The organism is Chitinophaga sp. GbtcB8 (assembly GCF_019091455.1).
Lineage (GTDB): Bacteria > Bacteroidota > Bacteroidia > Chitinophagales > Chitinophagaceae > Chitinophaga.
Window position 1 is genome coordinate 1 of sequence record NZ_JAGXJN010000010.1, and the last position, 24,338, is coordinate 24,338.

23 protein-coding genes are annotated in these 24,338 nt (G+C 45.2%); 8 read left to right on the forward strand and 15 right to left on the reverse strand.

Annotation, left to right across the window (positions count from 1 at the left end):
* Positions 1-75: 75 nt before the first annotated feature.
* The 4 genes from KVT36_RS11380 to KVT36_RS11395 form a co-directional block, all read right to left on the reverse strand.
* The gene (locus KVT36_RS11380) at positions 76-459 is read right to left on the reverse strand and encodes an acyltransferase (protein WP_254639956.1); all 384 of its coding nucleotides are present in this window, start codon (positions 457-459) and stop codon (positions 76-78) included.
* Positions 460-596: 137 nt separating this feature from the next.
* Positions 597-3,764, reverse strand: coding sequence for an RICIN domain-containing protein (locus tag KVT36_RS11385; protein ID WP_217603618.1), 3,168 nt, complete (start codon positions 3,762-3,764; stop codon positions 597-599).
* Positions 3,765-3,793: 29 nt separating this feature from the next.
* The gene (locus tag KVT36_RS11390; RefSeq protein ID WP_217603619.1) at positions 3,794-5,407 is read right to left on the reverse strand and encodes an RICIN domain-containing protein; all 1,614 of its coding nucleotides are present in this window, start codon (positions 5,405-5,407) and stop codon (positions 3,794-3,796) included.
* A gap of 276 nt (positions 5,408-5,683) precedes the next feature.
* Positions 5,684-6,049 (reverse strand): helix-turn-helix domain-containing protein, encoded by a 366-nt coding sequence (locus tag KVT36_RS11395; protein ID WP_217603620.1) that lies wholly within the window; start codon positions 6,047-6,049, stop codon positions 5,684-5,686.
* Here KVT36_RS11395 and KVT36_RS11400 point away from each other — a divergent pair.
* On the forward strand, positions 6,030-6,656 hold the full coding sequence (locus tag KVT36_RS11400; protein WP_368670019.1) for an NAD(P)H-dependent oxidoreductase: 627 nt from the start codon (positions 6,030-6,032) through the stop codon (positions 6,654-6,656). The two genes, KVT36_RS11395 and KVT36_RS11400, sit on opposite strands and share 20 nt — an antisense overlap.
* A gap of 10 nt (positions 6,657-6,666) precedes the next feature.
* On the opposite strand, the gene KVT36_RS11405 is transcribed toward KVT36_RS11400, so the two are convergent.
* The 3 genes from KVT36_RS11405 to KVT36_RS11415 form a co-directional block, all read right to left on the reverse strand.
* Positions 6,667-7,251 carry a Crp/Fnr family transcriptional regulator gene (locus KVT36_RS11405; protein WP_217603621.1) on the reverse strand — a complete coding sequence of 195 codons (585 nt, stop codon included), beginning with the start codon at positions 7,249-7,251 and terminating at the stop codon, positions 6,667-6,669.
* Positions 7,252-7,367: 116 nt separating this feature from the next.
* A complete protein-coding gene (locus tag KVT36_RS11410; RefSeq protein WP_217603622.1) occupies positions 7,368-8,135 on the reverse strand; it encodes an SDR family oxidoreductase in 768 nt (255 codons plus the stop codon).
* Between the two features lie 87 nt (positions 8,136-8,222).
* Positions 8,223-8,753, reverse strand: coding sequence for a VOC family protein (locus KVT36_RS11415; protein WP_217603623.1), 531 nt, complete (start codon positions 8,751-8,753; stop codon positions 8,223-8,225).
* A gap of 162 nt (positions 8,754-8,915) precedes the next feature.
* Between KVT36_RS11415 and KVT36_RS11420 the strand changes: the two genes are divergently transcribed.
* Together KVT36_RS11420 and KVT36_RS11425 are read left to right on the forward strand one after the other, a co-directional pair.
* Positions 8,916-9,482, forward strand: coding sequence for an NADPH-dependent FMN reductase (locus tag KVT36_RS11420; protein WP_217603624.1), 567 nt, complete (start codon positions 8,916-8,918; stop codon positions 9,480-9,482).
* Positions 9,483-9,501: 19 nt separating this feature from the next.
* Positions 9,502-10,695: an MFS transporter gene (locus tag KVT36_RS11425; protein WP_254639957.1), complete on the forward strand. Its 1,194-nt coding sequence runs from the start codon at positions 9,502-9,504 to the stop codon at positions 10,693-10,695.
* A 47-nt stretch (positions 10,696-10,742) separates the two neighbouring features.
* Here the strand turns inward: KVT36_RS11425 and KVT36_RS11430 are convergent, their stop codons facing one another.
* On the reverse strand, positions 10,743-12,488 hold the full coding sequence (locus tag KVT36_RS11430) for an SWIM zinc finger domain-containing protein (RefSeq protein ID WP_217603626.1): 1,746 nt from the start codon (positions 12,486-12,488) through the stop codon (positions 10,743-10,745).
* Between the two features lie 490 nt (positions 12,489-12,978).
* On the opposite strand from KVT36_RS11430, the gene KVT36_RS11435 reads away from it, so the two are divergent.
* The gene (locus KVT36_RS11435; RefSeq protein WP_217603627.1) at positions 12,979-13,896 is read left to right on the forward strand and encodes a hypothetical protein; all 918 of its coding nucleotides are present in this window, start codon (positions 12,979-12,981) and stop codon (positions 13,894-13,896) included.
* A gap of 5 nt (positions 13,897-13,901) precedes the next feature.
* Here the strand turns inward: KVT36_RS11435 and KVT36_RS11440 are convergent, their stop codons facing one another.
* Genes KVT36_RS11440 through KVT36_RS11450 form a run of 3 tightly spaced genes read right to left on the reverse strand, consistent with a single transcriptional unit; the run spans position 13,902 to position 16,885 of the window.
* Positions 13,902-14,726 (reverse strand): bifunctional 2-polyprenyl-6-hydroxyphenol methylase/3-demethylubiquinol 3-O-methyltransferase UbiG, encoded by an 825-nt coding sequence (locus KVT36_RS11440; RefSeq protein WP_217603628.1) that lies wholly within the window; start codon positions 14,724-14,726, stop codon positions 13,902-13,904.
* 9 nt (positions 14,727-14,735) lie between these two features.
* A complete protein-coding gene (locus KVT36_RS11445; protein WP_217603629.1) occupies positions 14,736-16,211 on the reverse strand; it encodes a radical SAM protein in 1,476 nt (491 codons plus the stop codon).
* Between the two features lie 11 nt (positions 16,212-16,222).
* Positions 16,223-16,885 (reverse strand): HemK2/MTQ2 family protein methyltransferase, encoded by a 663-nt coding sequence (locus KVT36_RS11450; RefSeq protein WP_217603630.1) that lies wholly within the window; start codon positions 16,883-16,885, stop codon positions 16,223-16,225.
* 173 nt (positions 16,886-17,058) lie between these two features.
* Here KVT36_RS11450 and KVT36_RS11455 point away from each other — a divergent pair, with 173 nt between their 5' ends.
* Positions 17,059-18,159 (forward strand): glycosyltransferase family 4 protein, encoded by a 1,101-nt coding sequence (locus KVT36_RS11455; RefSeq protein WP_217603631.1) that lies wholly within the window; start codon positions 17,059-17,061, stop codon positions 18,157-18,159.
* Here KVT36_RS11455 and KVT36_RS11460 read toward each other — a convergent pair.
* Positions 18,135-19,211, reverse strand: coding sequence for a glycosyltransferase family 4 protein (locus KVT36_RS11460; RefSeq protein WP_217603632.1), 1,077 nt, complete (start codon positions 19,209-19,211; stop codon positions 18,135-18,137). The two genes, KVT36_RS11455 and KVT36_RS11460, sit on opposite strands and share 25 nt — an antisense overlap.
* A 42-nt stretch (positions 19,212-19,253) precedes the next feature.
* Positions 19,254-19,616 (reverse strand): DUF1304 domain-containing protein, encoded by a 363-nt coding sequence (locus tag KVT36_RS11465; protein WP_217603633.1) that lies wholly within the window; start codon positions 19,614-19,616, stop codon positions 19,254-19,256.
* A gap of 127 nt (positions 19,617-19,743) precedes the next feature.
* Here KVT36_RS11465 and KVT36_RS11470 point away from each other — a divergent pair, with 127 nt between their 5' ends.
* Together KVT36_RS11470 and KVT36_RS11475 are read left to right on the forward strand one after the other, a co-directional pair.
* Positions 19,744-20,529, forward strand: a complete 786-nt coding sequence (locus KVT36_RS11470) for a DUF2231 domain-containing protein (protein ID WP_217603634.1) — start codon at positions 19,744-19,746, stop codon at positions 20,527-20,529.
* Positions 20,530-20,599: 70 nt separating this feature from the next.
* The gene (locus KVT36_RS11475; RefSeq protein WP_217603635.1) at positions 20,600-21,079 is read left to right on the forward strand and encodes a group II truncated hemoglobin; all 480 of its coding nucleotides are present in this window, start codon (positions 20,600-20,602) and stop codon (positions 21,077-21,079) included.
* Here KVT36_RS11475 and KVT36_RS11480 read toward each other — a convergent pair whose 3' ends face one another.
* Together KVT36_RS11480 and KVT36_RS11485 are read right to left on the reverse strand one after the other, a co-directional pair.
* Positions 21,080-21,535: a hypothetical protein gene (locus KVT36_RS11480; RefSeq protein WP_217603636.1), complete on the reverse strand. Its 456-nt coding sequence runs from the start codon at positions 21,533-21,535 to the stop codon at positions 21,080-21,082.
* The gene (locus tag KVT36_RS11485) at positions 21,510-22,703 is read right to left on the reverse strand and encodes a DUF4221 family protein (RefSeq protein WP_217603637.1); all 1,194 of its coding nucleotides are present in this window, start codon (positions 22,701-22,703) and stop codon (positions 21,510-21,512) included. Before KVT36_RS11485 ends, KVT36_RS11480 begins: the two co-directional genes overlap by 26 nt.
* Positions 22,704-23,080: 377 nt before the next feature.
* On the opposite strand from KVT36_RS11485, the gene KVT36_RS11490 reads away from it, so the two are divergent.
* Positions 23,081-24,307 (forward strand): acyltransferase family protein, encoded by a 1,227-nt coding sequence (locus KVT36_RS11490; protein ID WP_217603638.1) that lies wholly within the window; start codon positions 23,081-23,083, stop codon positions 24,305-24,307.
* Positions 24,308-24,338: the final 31 nt, after the last annotated feature.

Sequence of the window (24,338 nt, forward strand, 5' to 3'; positions counted from 1 at the left end):
CCATCCCACGCTATCCCAGGGGTGCATCTCCTCCCAGCCACGTATTACAAGCGATAAGGGGACCGGGAGAATGGTTTAACCGATCAGCATCCCCAGCAGCATCTTCCAGACCGGGACGGTATGGATGAGCGGCCATAGCGTAGAATCCGTAAAATAGAATCCGATAGCGCCCAGGGTCATCCCCAAAACCACCATTGGCTGAAGACGTTCGATACGGCGTTTGAAGAAACTGCCAACGGTCATTTTATGCCAGCGGTCGTCATACGCATAACCGATCACGAAACCGGATAACAAATAGAAAAGATCAACAGCCAGGTACCCATGATTGACAAGCTTATCTAAATTACTGGTAGATAATGGCTCGGCGAGGTGAAAGGTAACAACGATAATGGCCGCAATACCACGAAGGCCATCTAATATAGGATAGTGTGGCTTGGTGGCCAGATCATTATTATTCATTAGTAAAATTGCATATGCGGTTTAGAATGAAACTGGCGCAAATTATAAAAGATGACCTAAACCATACAATTTTTTACCAAAAGGGACAGATCATACTTGTGATGATCTGTCCCTTTTTCGTTGCCGGTAGTTGTTGCTTATTGTTTGATAAATTTAAATACCTGGTATTTTCCCTTTGATCTTAACCGCACGTAATATGCACCGGCCTTCAGCCCCTCAACCGCGATAGAGGTTCCAAAGGATGATAGCTGCAATTGCCCTAAGCTATTATACACTTCAATATTCACAGGGTTTTTAATCCCAACAGTATAAAGCGTGGTCATGGCAGGGTTGGGATACACTGAAATACCGGTTATATCCTCTTTCTTTGTGGTGCCGCCAGTCCTGGCCAGCATTGCTGCCCCCAGCCGGCTTAATTTCCATTGCCCGCTGGTTTGATTCACATCCGTCCATTGCTGAACATTTCCTCCATTAACAGTGCTGAAATTAGAAACCTCCACCAGCTTCCCACTGTGTTTTGCTACTATTTTGTAATAATCGCTGTCAACAGGCACCATTAAAAATTGCTGATTGGCGCCACTCACATAACCCCATTGTTGTACATTGGCGCCATCCGCAGTGCTAACCCCGGATACATCCATCGATTTTCCGGATCCAACGCAAATAATCTTATAAACATCATTCCCTAAATGCGTAAACGTAAATTGCTGATTAGTGGTACCCATAAAACCCCATTGCTGGATATTACAGCCATCCTGTGTCATCATACTGGCATCAACATCCATGTACAACCTGCTGAAACGGTTCTGGAGGTAATAGGTACCTGAAATAATATTCACTTTCCTTACCTTATTGGTACTCTGTGCCAGGTTTACGAGAGGGTCTGCACTAAATACATTTGCACCATCCAGCGGTGAATAAATTTCGAGGCTAGATTTCAGCAAATTGGCATCCACCATTGCGTTTATTTCTTCGGCAACCATACCAGCACGATAGAAGAGTAAGGTCCTGTAGTTTGCCGCCGGGGCATTGGATCCATTTAAGTCAAAGGTGGTGGTAACAATTTTTTCAGCTATGGAGCCTTGTAGTACCTTATCGATATAAAGGAACGTTTTACCCATCGCATAATAATGCGTGAGCGTTACCTTATGCCATTGGTTGTCGTTAAGAACAGTAATTCCCGGAATGCCGGTTGAGGAGGCCGACGAATAATCCATTTTACCCGAAGCATTGATCACTAATTTATTCAGTCCTGCAGCGGTGCTCAGCTCTGCTACCTGCCCGGTTGATGAAGTTTGTATATCAAAAGAAAAGGTAAAGGGATGAAGGATCTCTTCCGGTTTGATCTGCAGCTTATAACCGCTGGCAGGGCTTAAACTTAATGATGTACCATCCACCCGGTAGGGCTGGGATTTTCCTGCTTTTAAGGCATCGAACAAGGAAGGAACCATTGCGTACTCAAACTCAAGATGCCCCGCATCGTTGGGATGCAGATCATCGTATTTGTAGCCCGTAGCCCATCTGCCCGCACCATTATCAATTGCTCCTAACAAATTTACACTGGCCACATTCCAGGAATGGATCAGCAAATTCATTTGCTTAATGTAATTGTACTCCGTAGCCGTGTAATCTTCACGGGTGTAACAATTGGTTATAATGGGTTCAATGCCTTGTTGTCTTGCTTTGTTGATAAGCAATTGCAGGTTGTCTCTGAACTGGTTAAAGGTTGCTTGTCCGCCGGTGGTAATACCCTCATTCCCTAATGAAAGCGCATAAACAACATATTTGCTGCAGAGAGGCAATAAGTCTTTATCCCAGCGGTTTATAACACTAATGGTGTTGTTGCCGGGAACTGAAATATTCGACACATTCCATGGCTGGCCCACACCGCTGTTTGCCCGGGTGGTAAGCAGCTGGGCATAGAGCTGGGCATATCCCTGGTTGTTGGTGGCGCCGGTGCCTGAGGGAACAGAAGACCCCATAATGGCTATACGGCTAAGGTCCTTAGAAGGGCAGCTGGGCTCAAAAACAACAGGGGCAACCTGGTTCATCTTCATTACTCCCAAATAGCCGAATGATCCTTCCGTTCTGGTTAGGGTAAGATTTATCTGGCCATTATCATCCGGCATTATTATATCTGAGGTTAAAATGGTTTTCGTATTGCCATTGTAACCTGTTCCCCCCAGGTTGGTTCCGGAGGTTTGCAAAGTTCCGTTGTAGAACGTAGCGCCTGTCAGTGAATACGTGGTGACCCGTTTCTCAGGATCATTCCGGCTTCCGAACAAATTAAAAACATAACCTTTTGTTTTATCCAAACCCCTTATAGAAAGAGTGGAAGATGCGGTGGTATGGAAATAATCCTGTGTAGCTGTTGGAATAGCAAGATCACCTAATAAACCGGCATCTGGTGATAATAAACCTCCGTTTTGAATACCATTGGAAAGAAACCCGGAAGTGATCTTAATATACGCACCGGTAGCTGCATTTGCTTTATCTACCAGGTTTACCTGGGGAGCTGTGGTATTGATATTGGTTACATTGTTCCAGTAATTGCCATTTATATCAGGACTGGTGGTGATGTTGCCATTGCTAACATCATTGGGCCCAAAATCAACATACACTGTTTTTAAGACTGTAACAGGCATCCTGACTTCCTCAATTTTCAGCGCGCCAATATAGCCGAAAGCACCCAGCTCCCTTTTTAGGGTAATGGCTATCTGGCCCTTTGCATCAGGGGCAATAGTACCCGTAACCAGAATAGTGCTGTTATTGCCATTGTACCCCGTTCCTCCCAAATTGGTTCCGGAGGTTTGAAGGGTAGCGCTATAGGTGGTTTTACCTGCAAGGGTATAATTGGATTTGCGTACCTCAGGATCATTCCGGGTAGCAAAAAAATTGAAAATATAGCCCTTGCTAACATCCAAACCCTTTATTACAAAAGCCGCGGTATTTTCCGTATGAAAATAATCCTGCGTAGCAGTATTGATCGCAAGGTCCTTTAAGAGTGCTGCATTAGGTGCTAATAAACCGCCATTGTTAATACCGTTCGAGCTAAAGCCCGCGGTGATGTTTATAAATGCACCGGACGAAACATTCCTGTTTGTTAACAGGTATACCGGAGCGGCTGTGGTACTGGTATTCGTAACATTGTTCCAGTAATTACCATTTACGTCGGGACTGGTAGTGATATTGCCATTGCTAACATCATTGGGTCCAAAATCAACATAAAAAGTTCTAAGGGTTTGCGCATGCGTATCAACCGGGCCAAGGCAAAGGATCAGTAAATAAAGAAATAGTTTTTTCATAGCAAAGATGTGGTTTGAGGGATTCTGATTTATAGTCTTATAAGCTGCCACTGCTCACTGTTGCCTCCGTGGTAACCATATTGAATAATGCTTGCCCTTTCGTCAGTAGAACCGCTAAGCACATCGAGTACTTTGCCGGAATGAACGAAACTTAGCGTATAATACCCGTTTTCCGGCGAAGTAATAGATACCTTTTGATTGTTCCAGCCAACGTAATCCCAGATATGAACAATAGCCGCAGGTTCTGTAGATACATCTTTCAGGTCAAGCGCTCTTCCACTGCCCACATTAATAATTTTGTACTGTCCGTTGCCTAAACCGGTGATCGTCCAGCGCTGGGCGTTAGTGCCGTTCCAGGTATACTGTTGTACAATGGTTCCATTGGCGGTATTGCCATCCCTGCAATCCAGCACTTTGCCGCTATTGCGGTTAACGATCCGGTAAGTGCCATCGGCAACCGGCTCATAGGATTCAGACGGAGTTACAGCCTGTAAAACAACAGAACCCTCTGCTTCCATAGCACGAACATCGCCTGTAGGAGTAGCTGCAGACCATATATTCCAGGAAACATTGTAATCGTAGCGCCTCCAGCTCCATGCTGCAAGGCATTGTTTGGTAAGATACTCCCGGTAGGTACCCCAGAGGTTATTCTGGCTGGCCATCAGGCTCAATCCACGCACAAACTGATCAGCGCCAAAATCACCATTGGCCGGTTTGTCCTGGTTCAGGATAGGCCATGCATTTATAACATGCGCAGCCGCAAATTTTGCATCATCCAGGTAGGATGCTGTTCTTGTAATTTGGTAAAGCGCGTTGGCTGCGTTAACGAACAATCCACTGTTATAAATGTTGTCGTCTGAAGCAACATTCAGGCCATTGGGCCCCCAGCCTTCATAAAGTCTTCCGGTAGTGGTGTTTAAGAGCCTGCGTGCCCAGGCATAGGTTGCGATGCATTTATTCAGCACATCCGTATTACCGGTTGCATTATAGATCATACAGCCAGCAATGATGAAGGGATAATTACTCAGGGCAATTTTGCCGCCGTTCGGCACATCTTCCATGTTCTCCCAGATCCCTCCATCGTAAACGTTATTCCAGCCCCGGTTATACACTACATTCCAGTTGGTGATCGCTGCATCACGATAAGCCGTATTACCGGTGATCTGGTAGCCACGGATAAGCGCGATAATTGCCCATTCAATGTCATCATTCCAGCTATCCCATGAAAGGTCTTTGGTAGCTGCGGGAGTGATCTCATTGGCTATAAAGGTGTTTAGCAGATCAATGATCAGCTGTTTGGCATCCGCTCTTTGTGACTTATCGTAGAAATCCTCCACCCCGGTGATCATGTAAGCCTGGCCCCACATGAAAGCTCTTGACCGGTCCGTTAAGCTATTGCAGAAATAGGTTTGACCACCTGAGCGGATCAGGTAAGCCCTGAGCCAGCCATCGTACACCTGGTCGTCAATACCCGGATCAATACCACCTCTTGCCAAAGGATTTGAATTTGTGCTTTCAGTTTTTGGAGCAGCAGGGGTGGGTGCGGGTTTTTGTTCATCCTTAACACAGTGTGAGAAAAAGACCGTAATGCACAGCATTATCAGTAACCATTGCCTGGGTTTCAGCGCTCTAGAGTTTTTCATAAATTTTTGATTTTGGTTAATTGTTTAGTTACATATATTATTCATGGAGAATGCTTAGCATAGTGCCCAAACGCGGGGAAACGTGGAATTTTCATTATTGGGTAATATAGGTTATGACCTTTTAAGGGACGAGGTCTAAGTTAATCACTAATAGGCTGGGATAGGCGGCAAGAGCTTTGCCGGATAAAAAATCTAATGGGTTTTTAAATTATGTATTTTATAATCAATGATTTATATAGCGGCTTGTACCGAAAAATCTAAGGGGTAAGGGATGATTCAGGGTAAAAAGACCAGCTCTTTATGCTTCTTTCCCCAATTTTCGAGTTGTTCAATAATGGGTTTTAGCTCATAACCAATTGGGGTTAGCTCATATTCTACCCGTGGAGGAACTTCTGGGTAAACAGTCCGTTTCAGGATTTTGTTTTCCTCTAATTTTTGCAGCTGTAAAGTAAGCATTCGTTCCGTGATGTTTGGTAAGCGTTTTCTTAATTCTCCAAATCTAAGTTTACCGTTTATCAGCCAGGAACAAATAGCTAAAGCCCATTGCCCGCCAATAATGTTCGCAGCATACACTTCTGAGCATTCATCGGCTAATGCCTGTTTGTTAGCAAAGTTTGTGGAGGTGGTCTTAATTTTTGACATTACTTACATTTTATATAGTACCATACATTCGGGTGCTAAAATATCAAATTTAGGTCAACCGTTTTACTTTCGTAGAATGAAAACATTGGTGATCGTTATACATCCTGATATTGAAAGTTCGGCTATTAACAAGAGATGGATTGAAGAGCTGCAGAAATTCCCTGATAAGTATGCTGTACATCAGCTGTACAAAGCTTATCCTGATGAAAGAATTAATGTGCAGGCAGAGCAAAAGCTTGTGGAGCAATACAGCAAAATTGTATTTCAATTTCCTTTTTATTGGTTCAGCAGCCCTCCGCTTTTAAAGAAGTGGTTTGATGAAGTGTTGGCTTACGGCTGGGCTTACGGGAGTAAAAGCAGCTACAGGGTTTCAGGAAAGAAGATTGCCCTGGCGGTATCAGCAGGAGTGGATGAACAGGAATATAGCCAGGGAGAAAGATACAAATATACCCTGGCAGAATTAACGCGGCCTTTTGAGCTAACCTTTGAATATGTAAAGGCCGATTACAAACCGCTTTTTGCTTACTATGGGATTGAGTTAAATTCTTCTGATGAATGGATTGAAAAGAGTGTTCCGCTTTACATGGAGTTTTTAGCCTCCCTTTAATCCACCTGGACTACTTTTCAGGTTTTGCATAATTACTTCTGATCCGGCTTAATGTTTCCCGTGTCAGCCCTAAGTAGGATGCTATCATGTGGAGCGGCACACGATTAAAAAAGTCAGGATATTTTTTAATGAAATTTTCGTAACGTTTTTCTGCAGTATCACTGATGTTGCTCAGGATGCGGTTTTGGCTTGCATCAAAACTCCGCGCATCCAGCTTCTCCTTGAAATTATGAAAGTTGGGGATAGCTCTTACAAGTTCGTCAAGGTCGTTCTTCCGGATCAATATTAGGTCACTGTCTTCTAAGGCATCAATGTTACCTTTTGCCGGATCTCCTGAATTATAACTCTCGTAATCAGCTATCCACCAGTTCTCTACCGCAAACTTTAAGATGTGTTCAGCACCGTTATCACCTACACGGTACAAACGCATACAGCCCTTTGCAACAAAACAATTGGAATGACAAATATCACCTTCCTGCAGCAAATATTGCCTTTTACGAAGCTTTTTTGTTATAGTCTTAACACGGAACTGCTCTATTTCATGATCGGTAAGGAAGGCATTCTTTCTCAGGTATTCTGCTAAAATTTCAAACATTACCGGCTACTTTATTGCAAAAGTAACGGAATAACCGGCCCCATACAATACCTGGTACAACCATGCAAAGAAACCCCATTATGTATGGGGTCTCTGAAAGCTTAAATATTTATGAGTTATTTCAGGGCTGTGATGTTTATAACACCGCCATCTGCAATAATTTCAGTCCCCACTACAAAAGAGGATTCGTCTGAAGCCAGGAATACGGCTGCTTTCCCTATATCTGATGGTTGCCCGATCCTTCCAATAGGAATTAGATCCGTCCACAGATCTTTGACATGCTCAACCTGCTCAGCGGGTAAGAATTTATCAAAGACAGGTGTATCAATTGTACCGGGGGAAAGTACATTTACCCTTATATTCCTGTCTAACAGGTCCAGGGAGAATCCGCGAGCAAACGAAATCACCGCTGCTTTGGCTGCGGCATAAGTTGACTGGCCGGGAAATGCCCTATGCCCGCTTATAGAGCCGATCAAAACAATAGTGCCCCCGTCTTTCATGTAGGGCAATGCCTTTTGTACAGTGAAATACACGCTTTTCAGGTTAAGGTTCATGTACTGATCATATTCTGCTTCGCTGATAACGGCTACTGACCCCATTTTCACGCCTTCCACTGCACCTCCTGCATTTACAACAAGGTTATCTATCTTTCCGAATTTTCCGGAAGTATCCCGGAAGATCCGGTCAAGGTCTTCCATTTTTGTTACATCGGCACTTATTCCAATGAAATGGTCACCTAATGCTGCAATACTGCGGTCTAAAGTTGCCTGGTTCCTCCCTACAATTGCTCCAACGGCGCCTTCGCTTTGAAAGGCCATTGCAATACCCAACCCGATGCCGCTGTTCCCTCCTGTAATTACTGTTACCTTATTCTTTAGCTTCATGATATTTATTTTTATCACGGCAAAGTTCAGGTAACAAGGCGCTTGCTTCCGAGGATATTAGTCAAATAATATGCGTGATAAATGTCACTATTGTTCAAGGTGCCGGATATCCTTATGGGTTACTACATTATGCTGGGCGTCCAGTGGTATCAGCGGATTGGTGCCAATATCCCACAGGTTACCTTCCACATCCTGCACATATCCGGTATAGGCGCCGAAGAAGGTTTTTACAGGATGTTTTACAATAGTAACCCCTTTGCTTTCCAGTTGTGCAAACAGCTCATCTACTTCTTTTTTACTGTTTACAATATAGCCCAAAACATAGTGCCGGTTGCTGTTTTCGGCATAGGCGATTTTGGCATCTTCCATTAATGCCTTTGCAGAGAAAAAGGAAATAAGGCTGCCGTTGATCTTATAAAACACAATATCCTTATTTACAGCTTCAGGCGTCCAGCCGAACTTTTGCTCATAGAATGCGCGCATGGCGGAGAGGTCTTTTACACCAATTGTAAAAATGCTCAGTCGTTGTTCCATAGTTTGTTTGTTTTGAACTACAGGATCGTTGCAGGCAACAGCGATCAGGATAAGAATAATAAGTGGCAGGCTCAGGATCTTCATGCTGAAGATGTTTGTTCTGCACAAAAATAAGGAAAAGGCCTGCCGCGCCTTTGGAAAAAAACGACAATCCATAATACTTCCTTTTGCGTTGATCACACTTCCCTTCACGTTGACTGCGCTGTTATGGCCGCTCTACCTTTGCAGCATATAAAACATTATAAAATGGAAGTATCAATCTTACTGGGAAGCATCAGAGAGGAAAGAAAAAGCCACCGCCTGGCTTACTATCTTAAAGATCAAATGATAGCAAAGGGAGTAAGCGTTAACCTGATAGACCTGAAGAATTATTCACTCCCAGTCTTCGGATCAGTAATTTCAAACGAAGAAAAAAAACGAGTTGAGGAGATCAGCACCTTCTTAAAAAGCGCACAGGCCGTGGTGATCGTAACACCCGAATACCTCAGCAACATTCCTGCGGCATTGAAAAACGCATTGGAATATTGCGGATTAAATTTGATAAGTAAGGTAACGGGTATTGCATCGGCTTCAGCATCGAAGTTCGGGGGATTGCACGCTTCCAGCAACATGCAGATCACCTTGCTGAACCTGGGCGCTTATCCGGCGCCAAGGCGGCTACTGGTGCCTGAGATCCATTTCGCATTCAACCAGGACAATGAACCCGTGCAAAATGAGATGAAGGAACAGGTAGAGCGGTTTATCAGTGAGCTGTTGTCTTACGCAGATCTGCTTGAAAATAAGGTTGCTAAAAGCAGTAACATTTCTTCATAAAGCCCCCTTTTTTCAGTAAATGCAATTGCTAAGAATAAAAACAGCCAACCCTTTTCCTGTATTGCTTTTGGCTACGTTCATTGACCTGTTGGGTATCGGCATCTTACAACCTGTATTGCCATTTCTTGTAGCACAATACACACATAAACACATTGCATCTTATGTGGGTATCATAACTGCATTGTTTGCTTTCTGCGAATTTGTGGCAGCTCCTGCACTGGGATTATTAAGCGACCGGTATGGAAGACGGCCGGTATTGCTGTTAAGTATGGCCGGATCGGTACTGGGTTATTTGTTGCTGGGCTGCGGCAAAACATTATGGCTGCTGTTCCTGGGAAGGATCATCGACGGATTAACGGCAGGAAACATCAGTACTATTTTTGCTTATGTGGCAGATATTACTCCGCAGGAGCAAAGAGCAAAGCGTTACGGGATGATAGGCGGTGCAATTGGTCTGGGCTTTATCATAGGGCCTGCAATAGGCGGTTTTGCTGCCCGCTGGGGGCTGTCCGCGCCTATGTATATAGCGGCTGCAATGTGCCTGTTTAACCTGGGCTGGGCCTGGTTTGCCCTGCCAGAAACCGTATCATTACAATCAGCGTATACCCGGTTCCGTTGGGCAGATGTTAATCCCCTGGTGGCGTTTAAAGGTATCCGGTCAAATGCAGGATTGCGGTCATTGCTGCTGGCGTCAGTATTTCATTTTATAGCATTTGCCCAGCTGCAGGGGAATATTACCGTATATTTTAAAGAGGAGCTATCGTGGAATGCTGCTCAAATGGGCATCATATTTTTGATAGTGGGCATTGGAGACCTTATTACGCAAGGTTACCTGGTAGGTAAGCTGCATGATTTTTTTGATGAGCGAAAATTATCCGTGATCGGTATCAGCATTGCAGGTGTTATGTACCTGGTATTTGCTTCGTTCATGCGTTTTCATATTGCCCTGGAAGTGTATATCGCTTACCTGGTTTACGCTGTCGGCAAAGGATTGTTTGAGCCATCTATGAGTTCCCTGGTTTCCAGGACCGCTAGCGACAATGAGCAGGGAAAGGCCCAGGGAACTTATCAATCATTGCAATCATTAACCAGGGTTATCGGGCCTGTTACGGCTGCTTTTTTATATAACATTCATAAAGGCCTGCCTTATATTATTTGTGCGGTGCTAACGTTTGTTTCTGCAATACTTTTTTTGCGGTTAAGGAAAACGTAGCGGCTCTTGTGTTTATTGTTGGTGGCAGGTTGAAATAAATTTATATTTTACCCTTTATCCATAGCAATAACCTTATTTAATTCTTCTACCATGGCGGGCCGGCGGGGATACTTCTGGTTTAGATTTCTTGCAATAGCAATGATCTTTTCTTTTCCTTCAGGAATACTTTTTATTATTGTTTTCATTTTACCAGCTAAATTGGTGTATTCACCACGATTGCCCGCCGTATCTCCTTTACGCTCAAATGCAGGCAGGTATATTGCTAATAGCTCTAACGGATATTCTTTTACTAAATAATTGTGGTATTGTAAGATCCTATCTAAATCAGCCTCTTTACTGATCAGTGCCAGCAGCCTGTCCCAATATTTCTCTTCAACATAAATAGGTGCAAGTGAATCAAGCAAAAGAAGATCAGGCGAATACCATACTTTACCTTTGTTTTTTTGGTATTGTTTGTCTATCTGATTTATTTTTTCTTCAATGTACTTTTCTATCACCTCTTTCCATTCAGGAGTTGTAAATGTTTTTCTCCATTGAATGTAGTAATCCCGGTTAAACCACCGGTCAAAAGCAAAATACTTTGTATAATGTCTTATTGTTTCCTTATCCTCTTCTAAAACAGCAATACGCAGTAATTCTTTTTCCCACTCCGAAACAACGCCTGGATGGCCTTTTTGCTTAGCAATTTTGATCCCTTCTGCTATTAGTTTTTTTGCCAGGGGGAAATCTTTTTTATCAATGGCGCTATCCACTTCTCCCTGCCTGATTTCTACGATATCCAGATTTTGCTGAACAAGTGTAGCTATTTCATTCGCTTTTCCAATTGCCTTCAAAAATCCGATCTTCAATACCAGGAAGGCATTTTTTTTATACGCATGTTCCTCTGCCGAAAGCTTTGTTAGCCGGGCATCAAGGTAATTGAGAAACGTTTCTTCTTTATTCAGCTGTATGGCAAGACGTTGATAAATATTTATCATCTCATATCCAAAGTCGCCATAATCAAAATAGATCTGATTGCCTAGCTCTGTGTGTATAAAAACAAATATCTGTTCCTTTAATGCTATTGCGGCGCCTTTGGCTTCTGCGGCATTTTCTATCAGTTGTATTACCCTGCTAATGATATCTCCAATGCTTCCAGTGGAATCATCGCTGTAAGCAACAAGCTCAATCACTTCTTTTAAAGCTGCCCGCGCTAATATAAAGGCATCTCTGAAGTTGTGTTTAAGGATAAGGTCATCGCCTCTGTCCAGCAATTTATTAATCTCGTTTGCCAGGCTGTAGGCAGCCCGGTAATCAATATAACCCTGGGTTGTATTTTTCCGGATAATGCTTTTAATCAGGTCAGTGTGTTTTTTTCCGGTATCAATACGGCTGTCTTTATGAGCGAACCATAGCTCAAATACAGACCTGAAATTTTTATCTTTAGCAGCATGTGCCAGCATAAATTCCTGGTATTCTTCCAGGCTTATTTTTTGCAATAATGTTTTAAAATCGGGTTTTCCCGGCTGCTTTGTCTTCGTGTTTGTTAATGCTTCTTTTAGCCGGAAAAGTACAGCCGCAATATGTTTGCATGTGCCCCCATCATAAGGGCAGTCACAGGAGTGGTCTTCTATTTTATTCTTATTAATAAATTTTATTTCTACGGTGTATGTTGCGGAGCCCATTACTTTTGCCTGCCAGATATTCTTGCCTGTTTCTTCCAAATCAGTAACAGCGCCATCTTCATAGTACTGTTTTCCCCGCTTTAAAATGGTTTCGTTTAGCTGGATCTCAAAATTTTTCAATGTAAGCATAGGTAAATTCTAACTTTAGAAAAACATCTAACTTATTACTTAAATATTTTCTTCAATTGGAAGGTGAGGCCGAATATACTTAAATTTCGTGTCGCGTATAATTAGTTAGCATACCAGCCTTTCCAACAATGTTACGGTAACGAGCACTACATCGCCCAACAGGACGATAACTATCCGTAACAATTTCAACTTTACTATTTATGTTGGGCTGTACAGTTTCACCACCGGCGTGGTGCTTTACGGTGCGCAGGCATTGGGCTCCGGGGCGCAAATGTCCTTTTCATCACTGCCTGCCGGCAAATATGGTGTGTTGCTGAACAAGTTTGATCCCTTCTCCGGAACATCCGCCTTTACCTGTACAATAAATCTTCCGTAAATGCCCGTATACCGTTGTAAGCCCCGGGGCAGATCCGGTGACCTATATGATCAGTAACCTTTGAGGCAACCCCCAAGCTCCACCTTTCGTATTCTTTACAACCGTTTCCTATATATGGCACAACTTCGAGAGAGCATACTTAAGGTGGTGGCTTATTTTGACCTGTTTAACTACCCGGTTACACTGGAAGAGATCCGCCATTTCCTGGACCAGCCGGTTCATGGAGATGATTTGCCAGCAGCCCTGGAATCCTTACTGGATAAGCAATTACTGTGGCAACATGGCCATTATTATAGCTGTAAGAACGATCCGCAATTAGTTGACCGGAGAAAGCAGGGCAACCAGATGGCTGTGAAACAATTGAAAAAAGCCATGCGGGTAGCGCGGGTATTGTCATGGTTCCCGTATGTGCGGGGAGTAGGTATTTCAGGGTCTTTGTCCAAGAACTTTGCCTATAAAGGATCTGACCTGGATTTTTTTATCATTACAGCCGCTAACCGGTTGTGGATCGCCAGGACCTTCTTATTATTATTTGCAAAAGTGACTACTGTACTGTTTTTCCAGCGCTTATGCTGTTTGAATTATTATGTAGATGAGGACGCATTGTTAGTAGAGGAGGAAAATATCTTTACGGCAATTGAGGTGGTTACATTATTGCCGGCCCGCGGTAAACGTAGTTTTGAACGTTTCTTTTCGTCCAACAGGTGGGTATATAAGTATTTGCCAAACAGCAGCTTCAGAACGCCTGCAAAAGAGCTATCTAAGGGGATCGTTAAACAAGGTATTGAGTGGATGTTAAATAACAAGCTGGGTAACGGCCTGGATACCTGGCTAATGGAACGTTTTAGCAGTCACTGGCAGGAACAATTAAAGCTGAACCGGTTAACACCCACTGGTATTCCCAAAGGCGCCGTAGTAGCAAAGAAACATCTCTGTAAACCGGTAGCCCATCACTTCCAGCAAAAGATCCTTTCCCGTTACCAGGAAAATGTAAACACCATCAAGGCAAAGTATACGTTAGTAATGGACTGATCAGCCTACTTCTTCCTCAATGTAATAATGTAATAATCCCCTATATACTTCCAGGGCCACCGGCTTTTGAACCGGTTCTCCAGCCTCATTAAAAAGCGGTAAAGCCGGGGCAGCTTATCCGGGAAGCGTTCCAGGTAAGAAGGCGGCACAATACTGCACAAACCTTCTATACTCAGTACTTCGTAATCCTCCTTCAGCGTGCTGGTAATAAAGGAAGGTTTGTAATACCAGCAGGTGAAGGGTACGCCTTCTACATAAGCGGTTACGCCATTCTTACTGTTAAATCTTCTGAAAGCTGTTTTGAAATGGCCGCGCAGCGCCAGTAGGGTTTCCCACAGGCAAAAGGGTGGCAGTATAACCAGGGTTATCTGCCCTTTGGGTTTCAGTAAAGGCCCCAAGGAATGCAGCACCTGATCCAGCTGCCCGGTACAATTTAACCCGGCAAAGTTGGAGAATATAAGATCATAAGGGCCTTTATGCTGTAAGGCCGGCAAGGCGTTGAAGGAACATTTTTCAACAGATACCTGATCATTTAACTGGTGCGCCTTTACTTTTGCTGCCAGTTTTTCCAGCATGCCTTCGGCCAGGTCAGTGGCATGCACATGGTGGCCGGCTGCTGCAAAGTACACTGTATCTTCCCCGGTGCCTGCATTTAGTTCCAGGATGTGGCTGCCCGGCGCGAGGAAACGCTCCACCTGCGCACGTACACGTGCCCGTTTATATTGGATGATCTTATTAGGAGTATAAATGGCGTCAAATATAGCCGACTGCTTGCTAAAGGCAGCTGCTGCCTGTTGCTCATCCATTGTATGTTGCTCGCCCTGTACCATGCCAGGTAATTATTTTTTTGAAGAAGAAGGTTTTTCCAGGGTATGCAGCTTGCGTTTGGCAATAAAGGCCGCCGGTATATAATAGGCCGCTGAAAGAGCTTTCCGTAAAGTTTTTTTAGTAGCCTTACCCGGGTGGGTGAACAGATGTTTGATGTTGGCAAAAGCCAGGTGTTTAAGATAGCTTTTATGCGTATACCTATACAATTGTTTGTAATAGGCAGGCTGATAAGTGTTCTCAAACATCAGCGCCAGTTCATCAGAGTCTGTCCAGTTGGTTTTTTCTTTCAGGTCTGCTTTTACTTTATCGTAAAATACAGTACCCGGTAATGGATAGGATACGGAAATGCCTATGCTGGAAGGCAGCAGCTCATTGATCATGTCAATGGTCTTATTAATATCCTCCTTGGTTTCGCCCAGGTAACCGAATTGTATAAAAAAGGAAGGTTTAATACCGTGCTCCTTTAATAAATGGGTGGCTTTATGGATCTGCTCAATGGTAGTGCCTTTGTCCATAGCATCCAATATCTTCTGGGAGCCGCTTTCAGCGCCCATCCAGATGTTTTCGCACCCGGCGCGGGCCAGCGCTTTTACATAATTATCCTGCACCAGCAGGTCGGCGCGGGATTGGATCTTGAACCTGAAAGAGAGCTGCTCTTTTTCTACGAGGTCTGCAAACTCATTAACCCAACCCGGTTTCAGGCCAAAAATATCATCACAGAACCAGATGTGGTCAAAGTTGAATTGCTTAAGCAGGTATTTTATTTCATTCACTACATGCTGTGGGGAGCGGGAGTTGTAACGGTTGCCATATATGGGCTTTGCGCACCAGTTACATTTAAAAGGGCAGCCGCGGGTAGTGCCCATGTTTATGGAAAAGTAACCCGCATGTTTTTGCCATGAGTGGCGGTAAGGCTCCATATCCACCAGGACCCAGGCCGGCATGGGCAGGGCATCCAGGTCACGCATTACGCTGCGGCCGTGCGTTTTAACCACATGGCCGTTTTGTTTGTAGGCCAGGCCCATAATACCGGAAACATCTGTTGCATTATTATCAATAGCTGTTACAAGCTCCAGCAGGGTCATTTCTGCTTCACCTATCAGGATGAAATCAGCGCCTTCATCCAGGTATTGCTCATAATGGTCTGTGGAGTCGGAGCTGGAAACAATAACCGTACAACCTCTTTCCTTTGCCAGTTTGGCCATGCGGAAAGCGGCTTCCCGCATGTTGGTAAGGCACACTTTGGTGAGGTAGTTGAACCCATCGTCATAGATCACAAAATAGTCAGGCTGGTGGGCTACTATCCTGGGCAATACTTCATCCGGGTTGCTTACGAACATGGTATCAAACAGGGATACTTCATACCCTTTTTCCCGCATTAATGCCGCTGCATGCATGGTACCCAGGGGTGCATACGGCTGCCCCATTGACCATTGTTTAGGATCAAAACGCATAAAGTACGAGTGGGAAAAAAGTATACGGCTCATGCAGTCATTGTTTAATTGCGCTCAATCTTAAAAATGTAGATCTCCTCCATCAGGTTCTGCATGGAGTGCACACGGTTTAACCGGCAGCCATTCTTAATGGCCAGGTTACGGATCATAGTCTCATCACAGCCATCGCTCAGCGTCATTAACACGGTGGATTGACCATGCATATAATCCGGCAGGGAATGGAACAGGCGGTCAAAATACTCCCCATTTTCCCCGCAGTACCAGGCATGTTCCGCAAAGGTTTGTGGCTGCTTTTTATAATAAGGCGGGTTAATGGCAATAATATCAAAGGTACGGGAAGGAATCTGCTCAAACAGGTCGGAGTGGATCACTTCCATTTTCACATGATTGGCGCGCCCGTTCTTTTCCAGGTATTCAACAGCAACAGGATTAATATCCGTGGCCAATACATTAGACCCTTTGCCGGCCACAAAGATGGAAATAAGGCCGCTGCCGGCGCCCAGCTCCAGGAAAGAGCTTTGCTGCAGGGGCAGGCCGCTGATGTAACGCAGTAAATACTTGGTGCTGAAAAAGAAGGCCGGGTGAAATACCTCCGGCGGAATTAAAAGCTGTACCCCTTTAAAGGTATACTTCCTTGTTTTAGAGAGGTACCGGACCAGTAAAGGCTTATAAAAGCGGGTGACCAGGTATTTTACAACGCGTCTCATGTATATGTACTGGGTTGATGATAGTTTTTGCTTATCCGTAACTTATTTTAATGACATAAGTTAGTTACAGTACGCAATACCGCCCTAAAAGGTTGCCTGGTATGAAAAAATTTGTCTTCGGAATTTAGCCTATCATTGCCCCATCTTTTTAACTTACCACCGGGCGGCTTTTTATGAGGATCGTATTTGCAAGTTATGTTTGTTCTTCCGGTTTTAAAAATCCGGGGGAATGGCTGCAGCGCACTAATTTTTATACCGGCATACCCGAAGCCTTAAGCCGGGAAAATGAGGTCATTTCTATTGAACAGATTGACTATGAAGGCCGTTACCAGCAAAACGGGGTAGACTACCAGTTTATGGATTTTGGGAAAAGAACCCTTCTTTTTCCCTGGCAGCAGCACCGCTATATCAAAGCCCTGCAGCCGGATGTAGTATTTGTGCACGGTTTACATTTTCCCTTGCAGGTAATTCAGCTGCGCCTGCAATTAGGCCGGCGGGTAAAGATCATTGCCCAGCACCATGCAGAAAGGCCGTCGCGGTGGCCCAAGCGTTACCTGCAGCAGCTGGCTGCTTCCTGTATTGATGCCTACCTGTTCACCTCACAGGCTATGGGTTTGGATTGGATGAAAAAGGCGCATATCCGCAGCACCGGTAAAATTCATGGGGTTATGGAAGGCTCTTCTGTTTTTTACCCGGTAGCGCAGTCCCTGGCAAGGGCAAAAACAGGCGTGCAGGGCGCAGCAGCTTTCCTGTGGGTAGGGCGGTTAAATGATAATAAAGATCCGCTGACAGTGGTGCGTGCCTTCCTGCAATTTACCCGGCAGTATCCGGAGGCCCGCTTGTATATGATCTATCATACCCCGGAATTGCTGCCGGAAATTGAAAGCCTTTTGCAAAGTGAGGCAACTTATAAAGACAAAATTGTTTTAGTAGGGAAGGTGCCGCATGACGACCTGCTGTATTGGTTTAACAGCGTGCCTTTTATTATTTCCGGATCACATTATGAGGGAAGTGGTATAGCGGTGTGTGAGGCTATGTCCTGCGGATGTATCCCCGTGCTTACAGATATCCTTTCTTTTCAGTTGCTCACTAATAACGGGCACTGTGGCGTATTATACGCCCCGGGGAATGAGGCCGCGCTGCTGCAGGCCCTTTTGCAGGTTACCACGCTGGATGTAGCTGCGGAGCGCAGTAAAGTATTAGCGCAATTCCAGTCACAGCTTTCCTTTGAGGCTATTGCTAAAAAAATTCAGGAGGTCATTACCTCATTATAGCCGAAGAGCTGCATAATGGCCCTGGCGCTGCCGTTCATCTCATAAGGTAATACGGCCTGCCGTTGTGCCGGCGGCTGGCGCAGCAAGGTAAGCACCTGTTCCACCATCGCCCCTTTATCTTTTACAATGTACCAGTTGGGAATAGCAGCCTGCATAGGTTGTACAAAGCTTACCACCTGTGCGCCTGCATACAATGCTTCCAGCATTACCATACCAAAACCTTCGTAAGCGGAGGGGTGCAGTAAAATGCGGCTGCGTTGCATAAGCCGTAATACTTCGCGGTGCAGCTGCTCACCGTATAGCTGTACATTCTCCTGTAAGCCCCATTTGGCAATCAGCGCCTGTAAGTGATGCACTTCTGTTCCCTTGCCACATATGCCGGTTTTAATGTTGGGGAAATGTTGTTTTACGGCATGAATAACTTCAATAAAGATCTCGTATTGTTTTAAGGGTATCAGGTTGCCAACACCCAGTACATCAATATCTACCGGCGCAGTAGCAGGAGGGAAGTCGGCGGTATTCACACCAATAGGTATTACATGCTGCGGCACAATGTGGTGATTGCGGTTGAACTCCTGTACTAAAAAATCGGATATAGCTATCAGCTCTTGCGGCGCCGGCCGTATATAACGTACCGTGTTATTCGTTTTTTTTGCATCCTGCCCCAGTATCCAGGTATGATGTTTTATGTTATAGCGCTTCCCAAAATAATGGCCTACCAGCGCACAGGGGCCGCACCAGCAGCTGAAAAGGCCTGCCACATCATGCTGCTGCCGGAGCTTTTTTAGCTGCCGCCATATTTTCCACCAGGAGTGTAAGAGATGAACTTTGTTACGGTACTTGCCACCTATGCTGATGATGGTATTGCCATGCCACTGATAGGTATGTGTAAAGAAGGGATAATGAAATGCTACCACCACCACCTTTAGTTCAGGGAACTCCTTATTCAGGGACCTTACCAGTAGCTGCAGCGGTGGTAAGCAGGTAGTATCTGCTTCATTTTCCGGAAAGCCTGGTATAAGTATCACCAGTGTTTTACTGTTATTTGCCATGCAGGTTGTACTATTCAAACAGGCCGCAAAGTAATGAATTTATCAGGCCAGTAATAATACGATCAATGCAATAACAGCCGGTAAACCCTGTTTTATGAAAATGGACCTGGAAGCGGTAAGCCCGCCATAAATACCGGCTACTATCACACAGCCCAGGAAAAAGCAGGCCACATTCCGGCTCCAGCTTACATCTGAAATAAACAAGGACCAGATCAGGCCGGCGGCCAGGAAGCCATTATACAGGCCCTGGTTGGCAGCCAGTGTTTTGGTTTCTTCAAACAGGTGAGCCGGTAAAGAGCGGAAGGTTTTTTTGCCCGCCGTGGTCCAGGCAAACATTTCCAGCCAAAGTATATACAGGTGTTCCAGGGCTACCAGGCCTATGAGGATCTTGGCAAAGAGTAACATGCGCTTGAATTTTATAGGGGATATAGTGAAAATATTATAAATGTAAGTTATGCAAGCCGGTTTACCATCCATAAACAGGTAAACTTTTTGATAGAGGCTTTATATACCAAAACAAAATCTTACCACCATGAAAAGTACTGCGCATATTAAGGGGCATCCGCTTCATCCTATACTGGTTACTTTTCCCATTGCCTTTTTTATAGGCACGCTCTTATTTGATATAATGGCGTTAATGAACGACCGTTATGATTTTGCCTTTGTAGCATCGTGTATGCAAATAGCGGGCATTACCACGGCATTGCTGGCTGCGGTGCCGGGTATTATTGATTATGTATTTACAGTGCCCCCTAAAAGCTCCGGTAAAAAACGGGCTGCCCGGCATGGGGTGCTGAACGTACTGAACCTGGTGCTGTTCTTTGCAGCCTGGCTGCTGAAGCGTAACCCTTACATACCGGCCTTTGGTATCCTGCTGCTGGAAATGGCGGGGATCGTGCTCCTGGGCTTTGCCGGCTGGATGGGCGGTACGCTGGTGTACCGCAACCAGATAGGCGTTTTTACCCGTTATGCGGGCGGTGGCAAATGGAAAGAAGAACGTTTCTCCGGTGACCATCAACCCATACAGGTAGCTAACAGTGATGAGCTGAAGACCGACCAGATGAAGCTGGTGCATGTGCAGGGTAAACGTATTGTGATCGGCAAAACAGAAGCCGGTTATGTAGCTTTTGACGATGCCTGCACCCATAAAGGCGGCTCACTGGCAGGCGGCGCTATGATCTGTGGTACGGTACAATGTCCCTGGCACGGCTCCCAGTTTGATGTAAATACCGGCCAGCAAAAAGCCGGGCCTGCGAAACAGGGCATTGTGATATACCGGCTAACCGAAGATAATGGTAAGGTGTACCTGCACTTGTAAAGATTGAGTATACCAGGCTACATTGTGAAGAAAAGTCTCCATATATTCGCCCATAATCCATACCGGTATTATGGCACAGGAAAAAATAATTCCTACTTTATATGAATGGGCCGGCGGACAGGCAGCGCTGGAAAAGCTAACGGAGGTATTCTATGATAAGGTGCTTAAAGATCCCTTGTTGTACCCGGTGTTTAAAGATATGAGCGGCGACCACAGCAAACATGTTGCGCATTTTATTGCTGAAGTTTTTGGCGGTCCTAAATTATATTCAGAACAGGATAACGGCAGCCATGCATCTATGGTGGCCCATCATGTAGGCAGGATGCTGGATGATACCAAACGCAAAAGATGGATAGCCCTTTTGCTGGAAACTGCGGATGAGATAGGCCTGGCCAGTGATCCGGAGTTCCGCGCTGCGCTGGTAGGTTACCTGGAATGGGGCAGCCGTATTGCCGTAATGAACTCCACTACTACTGAAAATCCTGTTAAAGAAGGTGAGCCTATGCCTAAATGGGGATGGGGTGAACCTGGCGGACCGTACCAGCCCTGATCATTGTTCCCGCAGCAGCTCAGCTAACCCGTCTGACGCCGGGCTTTGATAGGTGATCCCTTTTATTGTATTTCCTTTAATGGTAATGATCATTGGATAAATGTCCTTTCCCTGCTCCGGGTAATGGATAACATTGTTGCTGTCTATTAATACCCGGCTGTTATTCATTACTTCATTACCCAGTTTTATCCGTAATAACTTAATGGATTGTACCCGTGTAAAAATGTACTTCGCCTGTGGGAACCGGCTATAATTCCTTTTTACAAAATCTTCTGCGGTGCTGATACAGCCTTCACAGCCCTGGTTGGGTATTACCACGTAATGCCCGGCCGGCAGTGGTTTTGCATCCACTGCATGTAAGGCCTGCAGCAGCTGGTCAGGTGCTGCGGAGCAAGCTGTAAAGCCTAACAGTAATGTATATAGGAAGATCTTATAGTTCCGGGTTGATGTGTACATATTGCCCAATGTTTTGGTCATGATTAGCTACATTCAGAAAATACAGGCCTTGTTCCGTTACAAAAAAATTATCCAGCGCAAGCCCTTTGGGTAAGGGGCCTTCGCCCAGGTAATGAAAGGTATTGTCAAAAGCGATCAGTGTGGCATGTTTTTCCCCCAGCTGCTGTGTATTTAGCTCAGCGGCGGCAGGCGGGGTTTGTAATACCCGGTAATAACGCTGGTTGTAAGCATCATAAATAATATCCCGGTAAGCAGCTGTGTTTGTAAAATAACGCAGGGCATTATCCGGGTCCTGCAGCTGCGGGCTGTTTTTGCGTATGGGCATGGAGCTTATGCAGAACTTTTGCCGGCTGCCTGCATATACGGTAGTTATGTTCCATGCGCTGTCAATCACCTGCAGGTTATGATCTGCCGGAAGGCTAAGCAATAATGTTCCCTGCTGTGGGTTATACGCCGCATACGTTGTGCGCATGTGGGAGCCGCCCCAGTTACCGGTTTTATAAATAGCGGAGTAAGGTATTTTGTGCTGCAGGCTGCCATCAGGTAAGTGAAGGATGGAGAAGAGCGTGCGCCCTGCCGCTACTTCGCTGTCATGCTCGCCCATTAAATAACCGGTACCAATAATGTTATTGCCCTTAAAAATAATAGGTGCAGCATTACTGGCATTGGGGGGAGCCGGGTTAAAGGCAAAATTGGTTTTTACTTTTCTATCGTAAAAAGACAGTGTTTTATATACAGTGTCCGTATCCAGGTTATAATAAGACAGGCGGAACAGACCATAGGTGTATAACAGCAGGCTATCGCGGTTCAGGTAATGCATGTACATCACTTTGTCATTCAGGTGCAGCGCCTGCGCCCGGCTGGGTTTTGCTACGGTATCAGCAGCTGTTAGCGGGTATTGCAGCAGCCGTTTGCCATAGGTGTCCAGTATCAGCAGGGCATTTTCCTTTTCCAGGTATTGCACCGGTGTTTGTACGCCTATTACCAGCATACTGTCCAGGTACAGGTTTAATGGCTTTCCAATATTGATCTTCAGGGGAATAAGGCTGTCTGTAACAGTGGTGCAGGATTGAACAACCGGTGTTCCGGTTTCTTTACAGGCAGTGGTCATACAAAACAGCAGGGCTACCATTACGGTAGCCCACTGATAATTTCTCCTATTGTACATAAGCCGTACAATTGGGTTTTTCTGTTGCTATTGGAGAACCACAGTAATAATACGCGTGTCCTTCAATGTACTCGGCTTTACATTTCCCGTTCAAAAAAGTGGGACTTACCTCACAGGGGGTGGAGTTTCCAGGTACCCAGCTACATACGGCTACCAGGGCAAAGCCCAGGAAAATACAGGTTTTCTTCATCTTTTAATGGATTTGAGTGCAGAAATAGGATTTATCATAATCAATATACTAACTTTTTTAATTCGCATAAAGGGCAGGTTGTCTACTGCGGCAGGGCAGCAGTGTGCGGGTTGTCACCCTAAAATTGCAGGTGGTCAAAACAGAGGCCTGTACCGCTTTTACACTTGTTAGGTTTGTAAAAAAAAAGATGCAACCTACAAATAGACAAACTTACCTTGACTGGCTGCGCATTGCAGCGATCTTTGGCGTGCTGTTATTCCATTCCGCCCGCCCGTTTATGGTAGATGATCCCTGGCACGTGAACAATGCCACCCAAAGCAATGTGCTGACGGAGTTTGCCTTTTGGCTTAGCCGTTTCCGTATGCACCTGCTGTTCTTTATTTCCGGAACGGTTTCCTGGTTTATGGTCAGCAAAAAAAGCGCCCGCGGTTTTATGTGGCTGCGTTTCCAGCGCCTGTTCATTCCCCTGCTGGTAGGTATGCTGCTGATTGTGCCGCCCCAGATCTATATGGAGCGGTTAAACCAGGGTTTTAAAGGGAATTTCTGGCATTTTTACCCTTCCATTTTTGAGATGCGCCCTTACCCGCATGGTAATACCAGCTGGCATCACCTGTGGTTTATTGCATACCTGCTGGTATTTGACCTGTTGCTGACGCCTTTTTTCGGATGGGCTGTTTCCCCTAAGGCCAAAGGTTTTGTTGAAAAATTGAAATTTTTTGCCCGTGGCAAAAATGTATATCTGTTAATGCTTCCTTCCGCCATATGGTTTTCATTAACCGTGCTGAAATATCCCATGACCGGTGACCTGGTGCACGACTACTGCTTTTTTGTGTACTGGATGCTTTTCCTGGTAGCAGGTTTTATTTGCATGCTGCAACCTGCCCTGATGGACAGCCTGGAACGTAACCGCCGCTTTTCGCTGGGCATGGCCCTGGTTATGCTGGGGTTCATTAATTACCTGCGCTGGAATAATGTAGGGCTGAGCACCTGGGTCCCGGACTGGGATCAGCATTGGTATCTGTATCCATACCTGGCAAGGCAGCCGCTGAACTCATGGTTCTGGGTATTTGCGCTGATAGGGTATGGTAAAAAATACCTGAACCGGAAAGTAAAGGTGATGGATTATATTAACCAGGCCATCTATCCCTTTTACGTCCTGCACCAGACAGTGATCGTGATCATTGCCTGGTACGTGGTAAAAACCAATGATACCATTGGCATGAAGTACGGCTTTATTGTAATAACCGCTTTATGCATAAGCATGGGTATTTACCATGTATTTATAAAACCGTTTGCCCTTACCCGTTACCTGTTCGGAATGAGGCCTCTTGAGAAAAAGGTACAGGCCCCGGTAAGTGAAAAGCCGGTACCGCAGCCGTCCTTACAGGTAGTACCGGAGCTGGTTGTATCCTAAAAAGTTTACTGATCTTTGCTTAACTTCATGA

What these genes read in the sequence shown, in the direction of transcription:
- KVT36_RS11385 (WP_217603618.1), bottom strand. Translation starts at nt 3,764, where the DNA reads ATGAAAAAACTATTTCTTTATTTACTGATCCTTTGCCTTGGCCCGGTT.
- KVT36_RS11395 (WP_217603620.1), bottom strand. Translation starts at nt 6,049, where the DNA reads ATGTCAAAAATTAAGACCACCTCCACAAACTTTGCTAACAAACAGGCA.
- KVT36_RS11460 (WP_217603632.1), bottom strand. Translation starts at nt 19,211, where the DNA reads ATGGCAAATAACAGTAAAACACTGGTGATACTTATACCAGGCTTTCCG.
- KVT36_RS11465 (WP_217603633.1), bottom strand. Translation starts at nt 19,616, where the DNA reads ATGTTACTCTTTGCCAAGATCCTCATAGGCCTGGTAGCCCTGGAACAC.
- KVT36_RS11480 (WP_217603636.1), bottom strand. Translation starts at nt 21,535, where the DNA reads ATGTACACATCAACCCGGAACTATAAGATCTTCCTATATACATTACTG.
- KVT36_RS11415 (WP_217603623.1), bottom strand. Translation starts at nt 8,753, where the DNA reads ATGAAGATCCTGAGCCTGCCACTTATTATTCTTATCCTGATCGCTGTT.
- KVT36_RS11435 (WP_217603627.1), top strand. Translation starts at nt 12,979, where the DNA reads ATGGCACAACTTCGAGAGAGCATACTTAAGGTGGTGGCTTATTTTGAC.
- KVT36_RS11430 (WP_217603626.1), bottom strand. Translation starts at nt 12,488, where the DNA reads ATGCTTACATTGAAAAATTTTGAGATCCAGCTAAACGAAACCATTTTA.
- KVT36_RS11455 (WP_217603631.1), top strand. Translation starts at nt 17,059, where the DNA reads ATGAGGATCGTATTTGCAAGTTATGTTTGTTCTTCCGGTTTTAAAAAT.
- KVT36_RS11450 (WP_217603630.1), bottom strand. Translation starts at nt 16,885, where the DNA reads ATGAGACGCGTTGTAAAATACCTGGTCACCCGCTTTTATAAGCCTTTA.
- KVT36_RS11380 (WP_254639956.1), bottom strand. Translation starts at nt 459, where the DNA reads ATGAATAATAATGATCTGGCCACCAAGCCACACTATCCTATATTAGAT.
- KVT36_RS11445 (WP_217603629.1), bottom strand. Translation starts at nt 16,211, where the DNA reads ATGAGCCGTATACTTTTTTCCCACTCGTACTTTATGCGTTTTGATCCT.
- KVT36_RS11425 (WP_254639957.1), top strand. Translation starts at nt 9,502, where the DNA reads ATGCAATTGCTAAGAATAAAAACAGCCAACCCTTTTCCTGTATTGCTT.
- KVT36_RS11420 (WP_217603624.1), top strand. Translation starts at nt 8,916, where the DNA reads ATGGAAGTATCAATCTTACTGGGAAGCATCAGAGAGGAAAGAAAAAGC.
- KVT36_RS11470 (WP_217603634.1), top strand. Translation starts at nt 19,744, where the DNA reads ATGAAAAGTACTGCGCATATTAAGGGGCATCCGCTTCATCCTATACTG.
- KVT36_RS11405 (WP_217603621.1), bottom strand. Translation starts at nt 7,251, where the DNA reads ATGTTTGAAATTTTAGCAGAATACCTGAGAAAGAATGCCTTCCTTACC.
- KVT36_RS11390 (WP_217603619.1), bottom strand. Translation starts at nt 5,407, where the DNA reads ATGAAAAACTCTAGAGCGCTGAAACCCAGGCAATGGTTACTGATAATG.
- KVT36_RS11475 (WP_217603635.1), top strand. Translation starts at nt 20,600, where the DNA reads ATGGCACAGGAAAAAATAATTCCTACTTTATATGAATGGGCCGGCGGA.
- KVT36_RS11410 (WP_217603622.1), bottom strand. Translation starts at nt 8,135, where the DNA reads ATGAAGCTAAAGAATAAGGTAACAGTAATTACAGGAGGGAACAGCGGC.
- KVT36_RS11440 (WP_217603628.1), bottom strand. Translation starts at nt 14,726, where the DNA reads ATGGTACAGGGCGAGCAACATACAATGGATGAGCAACAGGCAGCAGCT.
- KVT36_RS11490 (WP_217603638.1), top strand. Translation starts at nt 23,081, where the DNA reads ATGCAACCTACAAATAGACAAACTTACCTTGACTGGCTGCGCATTGCA.
- KVT36_RS11485 (WP_217603637.1), bottom strand. Translation starts at nt 22,703, where the DNA reads ATGTACAATAGGAGAAATTATCAGTGGGCTACCGTAATGGTAGCCCTG.